We start from the raw sequence: 14,464 nt of genomic DNA, 5'->3' as shown, positions 1-14,464 counted from the left end.
TCTAGTCTCCCTGAACAATAGGTGTTGGTTGAACAATATCTTCTATTACTTGGTAAAGGATGATTAACTTAACTTTACCATTCCCTGTTGTCTCGTGCAAAACTTTTTCACTTTTCACCTCACCTGTTTGACCTAGCTTTTCTTCTAATTCTTTTTTACCCATTTTAATCCCTGCTTGAACCGCTTCTTTATTTGTGTATTCTCGATTTATTTTTTCACTTTCTCGTGTGATTTCCTTTTCATAGGAGAACGGCAATTGCATATTCAAAAAATGAAGCGGGTGAACTTCTGTTTCTGTTTTCGGCTGCTGAAAATCATCTTTTTTAAAGGAAAATCCCCAAAATGGGATGGAGCCTCCAAACAAGGAGAGCTTGTGCTTTGTCTTCATTTTACCCGTAAAGACATCAAAAGATGTTCGGAGAGGGACAGAAACTTCAGATCGGTACCATGTTTCACCATAGATTTTCGCTTTAGCTCCGACCGTTTTTTTCTGATCTTCACTCCCAATTAAACCTGAGACGAGCATCTGCCCTTTTTTCACATGCTCATCGACCTGGGCAAGCGGTTCCCCCTTTTCTACATACATTCTCGTGATGACCGCCTTTTTCTTGGCAACGATGTGCTGAGGACTTGTATATTTCTCCTTTTCAGGTTCATTTTTTTCGACCACTTTCATTTGAAACGTCGTTCCGTTCAGTTCAACTCCGACCCATGTAATGCTCTGAATATTGGTCGTCAATGATTTTTGTATTTTTTCAGGGGTCCCCATGAGAAACTGAAACCGCCCTTTTTGTACCCCTATTTCGTCCAGATGCTTTCTCATTTGGTGTTCTGTTTCTGGATTCGCACCTTTAATCTCAATTTTCCACACCATATTTGAAAGAGCCAATATCGTCACTAGGAAAAAAGCCATCCCGAGGGTGAAGCCAATATTTCTTCTCGACCATAGAAGAAGAAACGGGAACCCTTTCTTTTGATGAAACGAACATTTCACCTCATGATGTCTGCGCACTTTTCTAAAGGCATGTACATCTGAGAGGCGAATAAATAAGCGCACGCTGTCTTGACGGCGGCTCACTTGAAAAATTGTGATCCCCTGTCTCGTGCACTCATTGATCAGCCGCTCAATACCGCTTCCTCTTATCTCCACTTCCACTCTGCCAATAAAATAGGCAAACCATTTGTTCTTCACGTTTCTCCCCTCCGTCAGTTAAGAATCAATATAACGGACCTCATCGATTTTCCCCTCTAATAAGATCTCTTCTGGCAAAATCGTTTTAATCACAAAGTCTTTTCCTGAAATAATGCACTGTCCTTGCTTGAGCATCAGCCTTACCTCTTGATCACTGAAAAGTAAAAGCCCTTTATGGTTCTCTATGTAAATATGGAGTCTGCCAACCATCGTAATACGGGGAAGATCCATCATCACGTCCGGAGGGATTTCAAGTGTTCTTGTCAGCCATGCTTTAAGTTGATTTTTTCTTTTTCCCATTCAATAAGAACCCCTTCCCACCTCATGTGTATGAGATCAAACTGAAAGATGGTGAGACTGATGAGAAAGTCTCTATATCATCCTATTCCTCAGCGGTTCATATCATGCTAATGAATCCCGTAAAACAGCCGTTTCATCATTTTGACTAAGAAAAGTCTCCATTACACAACAAAAAAGCCCCCTTAAGGATGAGGGGGCTTACTTCTTTATCTTTTATATGGTCGTTTCATCGTTCGATGCGGCTTTTTCGCACGAGGCTCTCCAAATACTTCACCAAGGATCATCCCTTGAACGACCGTATCTTGGTTGAGTTTCTCAATCATTTTCGGCTTCATTCCAACAGATGCTGCCTTTGGCCTTGTAAGTTCTCTTTCAAGCGATTGAAACTCTTTATTCAGCTCGCTTTTTCTTTCTTCCATTTCGGCAAGTGTAGCTGTATAACGATCCTGTAAGGACTGTGAACCTTGTTTCTTCATCCCGCCATGATCATGTACATCGCCAAAATCGTCCAACTGGTCTGTTTTGACCGGGGCTGCTCGTGTTTGTTCTGCCTTCTTTTGAGGAGCCGGCTTTTGCTGCCGGTTATTTTGTTCCTTCTCCTCTTGTTTGCCGATTTTCCCAAAGACCGCAGAGATAATACCGATGATAATCGCTATTAGTAACGGATTTTCAAATAGAATGTCCAATGGGCTCCCTCCTTAAAGCGTGAGAGGATGCTTATTTGTTTTCATTATCAGATGGACCTTTTGTCATTTTGCCAAATGAATCTCTCATATCCGTATCAGCATCGATATTCTTAATGTTCATGTAGTCCATAACTCCAATATTACCTTCACGTAGTGCTTCGGCCATTGCAAGTGGTACTTCAGCCTCTGCTTCTACTACTTTCGCGCGCATTTCTTCAACTCTCGCACGCATTTCTTGTTCTTGTGCAACAGCCATCGCGCGGCGTTCTTCTGCTTTCGCCTGTGCAATGTTTTTGTCGGCTTCTGCTTGGTCTGTCTGCAGGATCGCCCCGATATTCTTACCGATATCAACATCTGCGATATCAATCGAGAGAATTTCAAATGCTGTACCTGAATCTAATCCTTTACCAAGAACCGTTTGAGAAATCATATCAGGATTTTCAAGAACCTTTTTATGATTATCTGATGAACCGATTGTCGAAACAATCCCTTCACCTACACGAGCAATGATCGTTTCTTCCCCTGCACCACCGACAAGTCTGTCAATGTTTGCACGAACTGTAATACGTGCTTTTGCTTTTACTTCAATCCCGTCCATCGCAACACCTGAGATAAATGGTGTTTCAATGACTTTAGGGTTTACACTCATTTGGACAGCTTCAAGTACGTCACGGCCTGCTAGGTCGATTGCCGCACAGCGAGCAAAGTTCAATTCGATATTCGCACGCTGAGCTGCGATCAGTGCGTTGACAACTCGGTCTACGTTACCACCTGCAAGATAGTGGCTTTCTAATTGGTTAATCGTCGCATCAAGACCTGCTTTATGCGCTTTGATGAGCGGGTTGACCACTCGGTTTGGAATCACTCGGCGAAGCCTCATTCCTACAAGTGTAAAAATGCTCACTCTTACGCCAGCCGCTAGGGCAGAAATCCACAGCATCACCGGTACAAAGGTGAAGAAGATCGATAGAACGATCAAACCTGCTGCGATAATCACAAATAATAGTAAAGTAGATGGATCCATTTTATTCCTCCTATAAAATCAGTATATCTATACTTTCCTCACGACAATGCGTGAGCCTTCCGCTTTCACAATTTTTACTTGTTCATCCTTATCGATAAAAGCACCTTCTGACACAACATCAATGCGCTCGTCACCGAATACAATCGTACCAGATGGACGAAGTGCTGTTGCTGTCACTGCGATTTGTCCTACAAGATCATCTCTTGTTTCATTTGAGACATAACCACTTTCTTTATTGGTTGAATCGGTTAAAATGAACTTTTTAAAAAATTTCATACGTTTCCCCAACACCTTTGTCAATAAAATAACTGCTATGATTGAAACAGCAGTGGCAATCAAGATGGAAATCGCCATTTCTGTAAAGCTTCCAGCTGCTAAAAATAAGCTGACAACGACACAGATTAGTCCAATGACACCCACGATTCCCCCTGGCAAAAATAATTCCAGAATGATCAACACAATCCCTGCCAAAAACAGGAACAATGTCTCATATCCTGCAAAACCTGCCACGAGATGACCATAAAAGAATAGAAGAAGCGCTGTGACTCCCATGGTGCCTGGGACCCCAAAGCCGGGAGAATATAATTCAACAATTAACCCTAAGCTCGCGATGGATAAAAGGATAGGAATGACGATCGGATGCGTGAGAAAACGCGCAACCTTTTCAGCAAAGCTCACTTCATCGTATTGAACAGAAGCATCTGCTAAGTTCAGCTTCTGAAGCAAGTCATCCAAATTTTTCGCTTCTCCTTCTGCATAACCGAACTGAAGTGCCCGATCTGTGTTAAAGGTCAGCAATTCTCCTTTTGGTGCACCAGCTTCTTTTGCGTCTATATCTACATCTGCCATCGCAAGAGCATATTTTGGATCACGCCCCTGCTTTTCAGCAGCGTCACTCATTTCAGCAAGCCATAGAGATTCAGATTTTTGATCGGCAGCGTTGCCTTCACCATCAATAATCGCAGCAGCCCCCATCTTTCCATTTGGGGTCATATAAATTTGATCGGCATTTAAGGCAATGAATGCCCCGGCTGAAAGCGCTCTATGATTCACAAACGCTGTCACTGGGATATCGGATGCACGAATGGTATCGGCTATTTCAAGCGCCGCATCGACTGCACCACCTGGTGTATTGATGTCGAGAATGATGTGCTTCGCCCGTTCCGACTTTGCCTGCTCAAATGATCGTTCAATGAATTTAGAAAGTCCTTTTTCTACTGTATCTTCAATTGGGATAACATGAACTTTCTGATCTGCTGATTTCGCGGTCAATTGAACCCCTAATAACAAGCATATTATAAAACAACTGAAGAGAGCAATAGAAATTTTCATTTTTTTCATCTATTTGGTGATCCCCCCTCTCTTTCTTTCATTTTACCGTTCCTTTACATACGTTACAAATGTATCATAGGTTTCATTTTTATATGACAGGTTTATGGAGGCATAAAAAAAGTACCCTTCTAACATGAGAAGGATACTTTTTTATTGAGACAGTTGCTCGCTGACAAGTCTGTTAATCACAGCACCATCAGCTTTACCTTTTACTTTTGGCATAATAGCGCTCATCACTTTACCCATATCAGCTTTCGATGAAGCACCGGTTTCGGCGATTGTTTCTTTCACAACCGCCTGCAGTTCTTCTTCAGAAAGCTGTTCAGGTAAATAAACGTCTAAAATGTCAATCTCTTTTTGAACTTTATCTACTAAATCTAAGCGATTAGCTTTCGAAAATTCATGGAGGGAGTCTTTACGTTGCTTAATCTCGCGGGAAAGGACGGTTAGTTCCTCATCTCCGGTCAAACTGTCTTTCTTAAGCTTTATTGCTTCATTTTGCAGTGAAGCCTTTACCATACGAATGACAAGAAGCTTGTCTTTCTCTCGGTTTTTCATAAAAAGCTTCATATCAGAATTTAATTGCTCAAGAAGACTCATAAAATCCACCCTCTTTAGAATTTACGTTTTCTAGCAGCTTCAGACTTTTTCTTACGCTTTACGCTAGGCTTTTCATAAAATTCACGCTTTCTTGCTTCTTGCAATGTTCCAGTTTTGGATACACTGCGTTTAAAGCGACGAAGAGCATCTTCAAGCGATTCGTTTTTTCTAACGACCGTTTTTGACATTCTCTTTCCCTCCCTCCGAATACACCAATCGACTGCATTAAAAAAAGATATACATGCAAAACATGTACCTAGACATTATAATATAAGCCTAGGTTGAGGTCAACTAAGTGATTTGGAAATATATTTTCGTCATGAGCAGGTAGACAAGTCCATATATTCATTGGTAAGAGGAGGACTTTTCTATGATGGCGATCATTTATTTTTGTGCACTTATTTTCATTTTTTTATGGGCAATGGGTTTGCTTAGGAAAGGATTAATGACGCTCACGTCGTCTCGTATTGAGAAATCTCTTCTTCTCTTTACAGATCATCCAGTCAAAGCATTCTTGGTCAGTATTGTGTTTACAGGGGTTCTTCAAAGCAGTTCGGCGTTTATGGTCATCGTTATCGGCTTTGTAAGTACAGGCATTCTCACGTTTAAAAAATCCATACCCATGATTTTTGGAACGAATATCGGCTCAACATTTACGACAGAATTTATTGCCATTAAGATGGACGTGTTTATGTGGGTTCTGATTGCAGCTGGTCTTTTATGTATCATTTTGGGCAGGAAGTCTTTTCGATATGCAGGAAAAAGTTTATTTGGGCTTGGCATGATCTTTTTTTGTATTCAAGGTTTTTCAAAAATTGCAGGGATGATGACCAGTCAGCCAGAGACACTACGTTTCCTTGAAATGATGCAGCACTCCGATTGGACAGCTCTTCTCTCTGGTACAGTGCTCACGGCGATTGTTCATTCAAGTTCTGTATGTATCGGTATTTTGATGGGATTTATGAATGAAGGGACTGTCGCTCTAAAAGAAGGCATCAGCTTTGTTTTAGGATCCAATATCGGAACATGTATTACTGCCGTGATGGCTGCTATCTCTGGCGGTTATGCAGCCCGTCAAACCGCGTATGCACACGTCGTGTTTAATGTTCTAGGTGTTCTTTTATGTCTTCCTTTTCTCACCTTTATCACAGAGTTTGTTGTACTTTTAGCAAGCTCTCCTGCCCAGCAGATTGCGCACTTTAGTCTGCTGTTTAATGTTGCAAGTTCTCTCCTCTTTTTCCCGTTCATCCGCCCTTTTTACGCCTTGATTTTGTTCCTTCTTCCGAATCGGTCAACATAAAAGAAACCGGCTTGCCTAATGGCTGCCGGTTTTTCATTCATTATGAGGTCATTCTCACTTGATCCGTCTGCACGTCATCACTTATACGTACGAATTGTCCTTCGTTATAAGGATAACCTGCTTTCGTAATCTTCACTTTCACCAAACGGCCGATCATGTCCTCTGTTCCTTCAAATACGACCTTCATGTAGTTATCAGTATATCCTACATACAGATTGTGCGTTCCGTCTTGTTCTTTGAAGGATTCTTCTGGAATAATCTCTAAGACGTCGCCTTCATATGCCGATGCATATTCTTTCGCAAGCTGATCAGAAAGAGCAATGAGGCGGTGAACGCGTTCGTTTTTCACATTCTCATCTACTTGATCTTCCATTCTTGCAGCAGGCGTACCTGTCCGTTTGCTGTAAGGGAACACATGGAGCTCAGAGAATTGATGGTCTTTGACAAAATTGTATGTTTCCATAAATTCTTCTTCTGTTTCTCCTGGGAATCCAACGATCACATCTGAAGTGACAGCAAGACCTGGCAATGCTTTTTTGAGCTTCATTAAACGCTCTGCAAAGAATTCCATTGTGTATTTACGGCGCATTCTTTTCAGTACAGTATTAGAGCCAGATTGAAGCGGAATGTGCAAGTGTCTCACAATTTTATCTGACTGATCGAGCACTTCAATCACTTCGTCTGTAATTTGACTTGCTTCAATGGATGAAATGCGGATTCGTTTTAATCCCGCCACACGTTCATCTAATTCTTTCAGAAGCTTAGCAAAGTTATAATCCTTTAAATCTTCACCGTATCCACCTGTATGAATACCTGTTAATACAATTTCTTTGTAGCCAGCATCGACAAGCTGCTGCGCTTGATTGATGACTTCTTCTGGATCGCGAGAACGCAGTAATCCGCGAGCCCAAGGGATAATGCAGAATGTACAGAAATTGTTACAGCCTTCTTGGATTTTTAATGAAGCACGTGTTCTGTCAGTAAACGCAGGAACATCTAGTTCTTCAAAGACCCGTGCTTTCATGATATTGCCAACTCCATTGATCGGCTGTCTTTCTCTTCTGTATTCTTCAATATAACCAAGCAGTTTATGTCTGTCTTGTGTGCCAACCACAATATCAACACCAGGAATCGCCATAATTTCTGCCGGAGACGTTTGTGCGTAACAGCCTGTTACACAAATGACACCATCCGGATTATGACGAATGGCTCTTCTAATGACTTGGCGGCTTTTTTTATCGCCTGTATTGGTGACGGTACATGTATTAATGACATATACGTCTGCTTTTGATTCATAATCTTTTCTTTCATAGCCAGCTTCTTTAAACAGTTGCCAGATGGCTTCTGTTTCGTAGTGATTGACCTTACAGCCAAGTGTATGGAACGCTACTGTTCCCATCATGATTCACCTCTTAATAACTCTGTTTGATAAGATATAGCAGAAAGCGCGTAAAGAGGAGCTGTTTCTGTTCTTAAAATGCGTGGTCCAAGCCCGCAAATGACTGCACCATGCGCTTCAAGTTCTTCAATCTCCTTTTCTGCTAAACCGCCTTCTGGACCAAAAACCACTAATAAGGTTTGTCCGCCCTTCATCTGTTGGAGCACCGTTTGAAACCGGCTTTGCTCGCCTTCTTTCGATGATTCTTCGTATGCAACGACACATTTATCGAATTCACCGGCCAGTTGAATCAGCTCTTTAAATGTTGATACTGGATGAACGCGCGGAATGATATTCCGGTAAGACTGCTCGGCAGCTTCTTTCGCAATTTTTTCCCAGCGATCTCGTTTTTTCAATGACTTTTTTTGGTCAAGTTTTGTAATCGAACGAGCCGCTTGAAACGGAATAAAAGCACTTGCGCCAAGCTCGGTGCCTTTTTGGATAATCCATTCAAGCTTATCCCCTTTTGGCAGACCGCTTGCAATCGTCACCTTGATCGGAAGTTCTCGATTCTGATTCGTCCAGCCTTCCAAGTGACAAATCACTTCTTCCTTTGTTATTGTATCAATTTTACTGAGCGCTTCAAAGCCGTCTGTCGTTAAGCAAAGGATGTCTTCTCCTGCTTTCATCCGCATGACGTTTGCAAGGTGATGAACATCTTCACCCTTTATGACGATGTGTCCCTTTTCCGTCACTTCTTCTTTTGTGAGGTCGATAAAATATCGTTGCATACGTGTCCTGACACCTACTCGCTTTATTTTTTCGCTATAATGCTGACCCAATCTTCCATTGACAGCACTTCAACAATCTCAAAACCGGCTTCTTCTAAAGCCGTTTTGACTTGTAATTTCTTTTGTCCGATAATGCCTGATGTAATAAAGTAACCGTCTTTCTTCAATAGATCATACGCTTGATCTGTAAAGCGCATGATGACCTCTGCAAGGATATTGGCCACAATCACATCGCGTTCACCTGAAATCCCATCAAGTAAATTATTTTGTTTTACCGTTACTTGCTCGCTCACACCATTTAATTCGATGTTCTGCTTTGCACTTTCCACTGCAACGGTGTCGAGATCAAATGCATGAATGTCTTTTGCACCGAGCATTGCAGCAGCAACACTTAAAATGCCAGATCCTGTTCCAACGTCAATCACCGTGTCGTTTTCCTTCACATAGCGCTCAAGCGCCTGAATGCAAAGAACCGTTGTTGGATGTGTACCGGTTCCAAATGCCATTCCAGGGTCCATTTCGATGATCAATTCATCAGAATGAACAGGTGTGTACTCTTCCCATGTTGGGACGATGGTAAATTTCTCAGAGATTTTCACAGGATGATAGTATTTCTTCCATGCAGTCGCCCATTCTTCTTCGTTTACTTCACAAATTGACAGTGTATTTCGTCCAAGGTCAATATCATATAGAAGAAGATTGTTGATGGCTTCTTTGATCTCATCTACCGTTTCCATCAAAAAGCTATTCATCGGAAGGTAGGCTTTGACGATAACCCCTTCCTCAGGATAATCATTCGGATCGAGCTGGTAGATCTCACCGTATACATTTTCACGTTCCTTGACTAAATCAAGCGGGTCCTCAATCACGACACCACTTGCACCTGCTTCATGCAAAATATTGGTGATCGGTTCCACCGCTTCATTTGTTGTATGGACGCTAATTTCTGACCACTTCAATACTACCAACTCCTTATCCGTCTTACTCGCCTTTAAATGCGCGTTTCACCTTATCGAAAAAGCTCATTTCTTGTTCGTCCGGTTTATTTCCGCTCACTTCAGCAAATTTTCTAATGATATCTTTTTGATTTTCAGTTAAATTCGTCGGTGTTACGACGCGTACAACGATATGCTGATCGCCTTGACCATAACCGCGTACATTTTTTACACCTTTTCCTTTGAGTCTAAACTTCGTACCCGTTTGTGTGCCCGCAGGAACTTTTAATTTGACTTTCCCATGTAATGTCGGCACTTCAATTTCATCACCTAGTGCAGCCTGCGCAAAGGTAAGCGGCATTTCGCAGTAGATGTCATCTCCATCTCGTTCGAAGAATTCATGCGCCCTCACATGGAAAACAACAAATAGATCGCCTGGAGGTCCTCCATTTACACCTGGTTCACCTTGACCAGATACTCTAAGCTGCTGACCATCGTCCACACCTGCTGGGATCGTCACATTGATTTTCTTACGCTTACGCACTTTACCAGATCCACCACATGTTGAACACTTATGTTCAATTTGTTTACCAGTTCCGCTACAGTAGTTACATACTCTGCGGTTGACTACTTTACCAAATGGCGTGGATTGCTCGACATTTAGTTGACCTGATCCGCCGCAATGTGAGCATGTCTTCGCCTGTGTTCCAGGTTTTGCACCTGATCCATGACACGTTTCACATGATTCCTCGCGGGGAATCTCGATCGTTGCTTCTTTCCCAAATGCCGCTTCTTCAAATGAAAGGGTCATTGTATATTGAAGGTCCGCTCCTTGACGCGGTGCATTTGGATCTCTTCTTCTGGCTCCGCCGCCAAAAATACTAGAGAAGATGTCATCAAAGCCGCCGAAGCCGCCAAAGTCTCCTCCACCGCCAAATCCGCCTCCACCAAATCCTTGGTTTGGATCGGTGTGACCGAACTGGTCATAATGTGAACGTTTTTGATCGTCAGAAAGGGTTTCATAGGCTTCTTTTACTTCTTTGAATTTATCATCTGAGCCAGCTTCTTTATTAATATCAGGGTGATACTTTTTTGAAAGCTTGCGGTATGCCTTTTTGATTTCGTCCTTTGAGGCGCTCTTACTCACGCCAAGCACTTCATAGTAATCACGCTTACTCATCTCTTCACACTCCCGATTTTCTCACATAAATACGATTGTATCATTTTAAATTGATCTTTTTCAATTCCTTTTCATCGTTGAAAAGAAAAAAGTCAAAGTCAAGAGATCCTGACTTTGACTTTCTAACGAGTACGTTTCAGCAGTCTTTTTCAAAAGTAAAGGTGATTATTTTTTCTCTTGATCGTCGTTTACTTCTTCGTATTCTGCATCCACTACATTGTCATCTGCTTTTTGAGCACCTTCAGCGCCTTCTTGCTGAGCTTGTGCTTGTTTTGTAGCTTCTTCATAGAGCTTTGTCGTTAATTCTTGAACGATTGTTTGTAGCTCATCTTTTTTCGCTTTGATGTCTTCAAGCTCGCCTTTTTCGATCGCAGCTTTTAGCGCATCTTTTGCATCATTCGCTTTTTTCACTTGCTCTTCATCGATTTTGCCTTCAAGATCTTTTAATGTTTTTTCTGTTGTAAACACTAATTGATCTGCTTCATTGCGCACTTCGATTTCTTCTTTTTTCTTTGCATCTGCTTCAGCATTTTCTTCTGCTTCTTTGACCATTTTTTCGATCTCATCATCAGAAAGACCTGAAGAAGATTTGATTGTGATGTTTTGCTCTTTGCCTGTACCCATATCTTTCGCACGTACGTTGACAATACCGTTTTTATCGATATCAAAAGATACTTCGATTTGTGGTACGCCGCGTGGTGCTGGCGGGATATCAGTCAATTGGAAACGACCTAATGTTTTGTTGTCTGCTGCCATTGGACGCTCACCTTGTAAGACGTGAATGTCTACAGCAGTTTGGTTGTCAGCAGCCGTTGAGAATACTTGAGATTTACTTGTTGGAATGGTTGTATTACGTTCAATCAGCTTTGTGAATACGCCGCCCATTGTTTCAATTCCTAAAGAAAGTGGTGTGACGTCAAGAAGAACAACGTCTTTGACATCTCCTGTGATAACTCCACCTTGAATTGCCGCACCAAGTGCAACCACTTCATCAGGGTTTACGCCTTTATGAGGCTCTTTACCTGTTTCTTTTTTGATTGCTTCTTGTACTGCAGGAATACGAGTTGATCCACCAACAAGGATGACTTTATCAATCTCGCTAGCAGATAGACCAGCATCTTTCAGTGATTGACGTACAGGTGTCATTGTACGCTCTACAAGGTCTGCAGAAAGCTCTTCGAATTTAGCACGCGTTAGCGTTAATTCTAGGTGAAGAGGACCTGCATCTCCAGCTGTGATAAATGGCAGTGAGATTTGTGTAGAAGATACACCAGAAAGATCTTTTTTCGCTTTTTCAGCAGCATCTTTTAAACGCTGAAGCGCCATTTTATCTTTAGAAAGATCAATGCCGTTTTCTTTTTTGAATTCAGCCACTAGATGATCGATGATGACTTGGTCAAAATCGTCTCCACCTAGACGGTTGTCCCCAGCAGTTGAACGTACTTCAAAGACGCCGTCTCCAAGCTCAAGGACTGATACGTCAAATGTACCGCCACCAAGGTCATATACAAGGATCGTTTGATCTTCATCTGTTTTATCTAAACCATAAGCAAGTGCAGCTGCTGTTGGTTCGTTGATGATACGTTCTACTTCAAGACCAGCAATTTTACCAGCATCTTTTGTTGCTTGGCGCTCTGCGTCGTTGAAGTAAGCAGGAACTGTAATAACCGCTTTGGTTACTTCTTCGCCAAGATAAGCTTCAGCGTAAGATTTAAGGTGTTGAAGGATGATTGCAGAGATTTCCTGCGGCGTGTAGTTCTTGCCCTCAACTTCTACTTTATAATCTGTACCCATATGTCTTTTAACAGACATGATGGTGTTTGGGTTTGTAATTGATTGACGTTTCGCTACTTCACCTACTTGGCGCTCTCCATTTTTAAAAGCGACAACAGATGGTGTTGTACGTGCTCCTTCAGCGTTTGCAATAACTTTTGGCTCGCCGCCTTCGAGTACTGCAACGCATGAGTTTGTTGTTCCTAAGTCAATACCAATGATTTTACTCATATTCGATGACCTCCCATTATGTAGTTATTGATTTACTTTTACCATTGATGGACGAATAACTCGGTCTTTGAGTTTATAGCCCTTTTGCAATTCTTCTACAACGATGTTTGAATCGTAGTTTTCATCTTCAACTTGCATGACGGCTTGATGAAGGTTTGGATCGAACTCTTTGCCGACAGCTTCAATTGGTTCAACGCCTTCATTTTTCAACGCTTCTACCAGCTGGCGGTAAACCATTTGCATACCTTCTAACAAACTTTTCGTCTGCTCATTGTCTGGATCGATTCCAAGCGCTCTTTCAAAGTTGTCGAGAGCTGGGAGAAGGTCGCTGACAACATGTTGAGAACGATATTTTTGCACGGTCTCCACTTCAGTTCGAGCACGGCGTTTATAGTTTTCAAAATCTGCTTGAACACGCAGAATTTTGTTTTCTTTTTCATCTAGAAGCTGCTGCAATTCATCAATCTTCTCTTGGAAGGCAGACTGTTCATCATGCTTTACTTCCTCAGTTTCTGCTTGAACTGCTTCTTCTTGTGCTTCAACCTCTGCTGCTTGCTCAGGTGTCTGTTTTTCTTCTGACATTGTGTTCACCTCCCTCAAAAGATTCAATTATACGAAGGGGCTGTGCCCCACCTTTTATCACCCTACTCATCATACAAATTGGAAAGTGCGTTTGACAAGTCTTTTGATACATGATGCAAAAGACTAACGACTCGCCCGTAATCCATACGGGTTGGACCAATGACAGCGATGGAGCCGAGTGATTTTTGATCAATCGCATAAGTTGCTGTGATTAAACTGCAGTTCTCCATTGCTTCCAAATTGTTTTCTGAACCGATTTTAATGGTGATTCCTTGCTGATTTGGATGAAACAGCTGCATGACATCATTCTTTTGTTCAATCAGCATCATGAGTGAACGAATGCGGTCAATGTCATGAAACTCTGGCTGGTTCAACATATTAATCTTCCCGCCAAAGAAAAGTTTTGATTCATTTTGTGTTGAAGTGAATGTATTACCAAGCGCATCTAAAATATGATCATAGTCTTTTAAATGCGTGCGAAGGAGCATCACTACTTCTTTATACATCCTGTCCTTCAGCTGATCCATCGGGACTCCGGCTAAGCGGCTGTTTAAAATATTCATCAGCTTCTCAATATCGGAGACATCAAGATGCTCAGAGAAGGTAATGGTTTTGTTTTCAACATGCCCGCTGTCTGTAATCATAATCGCTACTGCTTTATTAGGCTGCACAGGGACAAGCTGAATTTGCTTCAATCGATTTTCACTTAGCTTTGGACCAAGGACAATCGATGTGTAGTTTGTGAGATCTGATAAAATTTCCGCCGATTTTTGAACAGTTTTTTCCAGCTCAAAAATTTTCTCCTGAAATACTGACTGGATGAGCACAAGCTCTTTAGATGACAGTTTTCGCGGAGAGAGCAAATGATCTACATAATAACGATATCCTTTTTCGGAAGGAATTCTTCCTGATGAAGAATGGGTCTTTTCAATAAAACCGAGTTCCTCCAAATCAGCCATTTCGTTTCTAATCGTCGCAGAGCTGAATGTAATATCTTCTTTTTTGGAAAGAGTCCTTGATCCAACTGGCTGCGCCGAACGAATAAAGTCATTAATAATGACTTGTAGAATCAAAAGCTGACGATTTGTTAACATCATCATCACCCCTGTTAGCACTCTCTTTCAACGAGTGCTAATTGTATAAACAAAATTACCAAACTC

Annotated in this window: 15 protein-coding genes; 1 reads left to right on the top strand and 14 read right to left on the bottom strand. The window is 41.8% G+C overall.

Features of this window, described 5'->3' with window-relative positions:
• Nucleotide 1: 1 nt before the first annotated feature.
• From yqfD to rpsU, 7 genes are all read right to left on the bottom strand, one after another.
• Entirely contained in the window at nucleotides 2-1,192 is a 1,191-nt protein-coding gene (gene yqfD, locus KFQ09_RS17125) for a sporulation protein YqfD (RefSeq protein ID WP_041090989.1), read from the bottom strand.
• 18 nt (nucleotides 1,193-1,210) lie between these two features.
• Entirely contained in the window at nucleotides 1,211-1,492 is a 282-nt protein-coding gene (gene yqfC / locus KFQ09_RS17120) for a sporulation protein YqfC (RefSeq protein WP_003217398.1), read from the bottom strand.
• A gap of 206 nt (nucleotides 1,493-1,698) precedes the next feature.
• Nucleotides 1,699-2,178: a hypothetical protein gene (locus KFQ09_RS17115; RefSeq protein WP_052320623.1), complete on the bottom strand. Its 480-nt coding sequence runs from the start codon at nucleotides 2,176-2,178 to the stop codon at nucleotides 1,699-1,701.
• A gap of 31 nt (nucleotides 2,179-2,209) precedes the next feature.
• Entirely contained in the window at nucleotides 2,210-3,202 is a 993-nt protein-coding gene (gene floA, locus KFQ09_RS17110; RefSeq protein WP_007501317.1) for a flotillin-like protein FloA, read from the bottom strand.
• 27 nt (nucleotides 3,203-3,229) lie between these two features.
• Nucleotides 3,230-4,543 (bottom strand): NfeD family protein, encoded by a 1,314-nt coding sequence (locus KFQ09_RS17105; RefSeq protein WP_017358017.1) that lies wholly within the window; start codon nucleotides 4,541-4,543, stop codon nucleotides 3,230-3,232.
• A 141-nt stretch (nucleotides 4,544-4,684) separates the two neighbouring features.
• The gene (locus tag KFQ09_RS17100; protein ID WP_017358018.1) at nucleotides 4,685-5,134 is read right to left on the bottom strand and encodes a GatB/YqeY domain-containing protein; all 450 of its coding nucleotides are present in this window, start codon (nucleotides 5,132-5,134) and stop codon (nucleotides 4,685-4,687) included.
• A 14-nt stretch (nucleotides 5,135-5,148) separates the two neighbouring features.
• Complete coding sequence (rpsU, locus tag KFQ09_RS17095) at nucleotides 5,149-5,322, bottom strand: 30S ribosomal protein S21 (RefSeq protein ID WP_003152957.1); 174 nt, start codon at nucleotides 5,320-5,322, stop codon at nucleotides 5,149-5,151.
• A 182-nt stretch (nucleotides 5,323-5,504) separates the two neighbouring features.
• On the opposite strand from rpsU, the gene KFQ09_RS17090 reads away from it, so the two are divergent.
• The gene (locus KFQ09_RS17090) at nucleotides 5,505-6,434 is read left to right on the top strand and encodes a Na/Pi symporter (protein ID WP_017358019.1); all 930 of its coding nucleotides are present in this window, start codon (nucleotides 5,505-5,507) and stop codon (nucleotides 6,432-6,434) included.
• Nucleotides 6,435-6,474: 40 nt separating this feature from the next.
• Here the strand turns inward: KFQ09_RS17090 and mtaB are convergent, their stop codons facing one another.
• The 7 genes from mtaB to hrcA form a co-directional block, all read right to left on the bottom strand.
• Complete coding sequence (mtaB, locus tag KFQ09_RS17085) at nucleotides 6,475-7,833, bottom strand: tRNA (N(6)-L-threonylcarbamoyladenosine(37)-C(2))-methylthiotransferase MtaB (protein WP_048001527.1); 1,359 nt, start codon at nucleotides 7,831-7,833, stop codon at nucleotides 6,475-6,477.
• Entirely contained in the window at nucleotides 7,833-8,603 is a 771-nt protein-coding gene (locus tag KFQ09_RS17080; protein ID WP_060832439.1) for a 16S rRNA (uracil(1498)-N(3))-methyltransferase, read from the bottom strand. The genes mtaB and KFQ09_RS17080 overlap by 1 nt, the downstream gene beginning before the upstream one ends.
• 23 nt (nucleotides 8,604-8,626) lie before the next feature.
• Nucleotides 8,627-9,562 (bottom strand): 50S ribosomal protein L11 methyltransferase, encoded by a 936-nt coding sequence (gene prmA, locus KFQ09_RS17075; protein ID WP_017358022.1) that lies wholly within the window; start codon nucleotides 9,560-9,562, stop codon nucleotides 8,627-8,629.
• 22 nt (nucleotides 9,563-9,584) lie between these two features.
• Complete coding sequence (gene dnaJ, locus KFQ09_RS17070; RefSeq protein ID WP_008342467.1) at nucleotides 9,585-10,718, bottom strand: molecular chaperone DnaJ; 1,134 nt, start codon at nucleotides 10,716-10,718, stop codon at nucleotides 9,585-9,587.
• Between the two features lie 165 nt (nucleotides 10,719-10,883).
• Nucleotides 10,884-12,722: a molecular chaperone DnaK gene (gene dnaK / locus KFQ09_RS17065; protein ID WP_255835839.1), complete on the bottom strand. Its 1,839-nt coding sequence runs from the start codon at nucleotides 12,720-12,722 to the stop codon at nucleotides 10,884-10,886.
• A gap of 24 nt (nucleotides 12,723-12,746) precedes the next feature.
• On the bottom strand, nucleotides 12,747-13,304 hold the full coding sequence (gene grpE / locus KFQ09_RS17060; RefSeq protein WP_008342471.1) for a nucleotide exchange factor GrpE: 558 nt from the start codon (nucleotides 13,302-13,304) through the stop codon (nucleotides 12,747-12,749).
• 62 nt (nucleotides 13,305-13,366) lie between these two features.
• Nucleotides 13,367-14,398: a heat-inducible transcriptional repressor HrcA gene (hrcA, locus tag KFQ09_RS17055; RefSeq protein ID WP_008342473.1), complete on the bottom strand. Its 1,032-nt coding sequence runs from the start codon at nucleotides 14,396-14,398 to the stop codon at nucleotides 13,367-13,369.
• Between the last annotated feature and the right edge of the window lie 66 nt (nucleotides 14,399-14,464).

It is taken from the genome of Bacillus sp. FS02 (genome assembly GCF_024398395.1).
GTDB lineage: Bacteria > Bacillota > Bacilli > Bacillales > Bacillaceae > Bacillus > Bacillus altitudinis.
The sequence above is the reverse complement of the archived record's forward strand: the minus strand, read 5'-3'. Positions and strand labels throughout refer to the sequence as shown.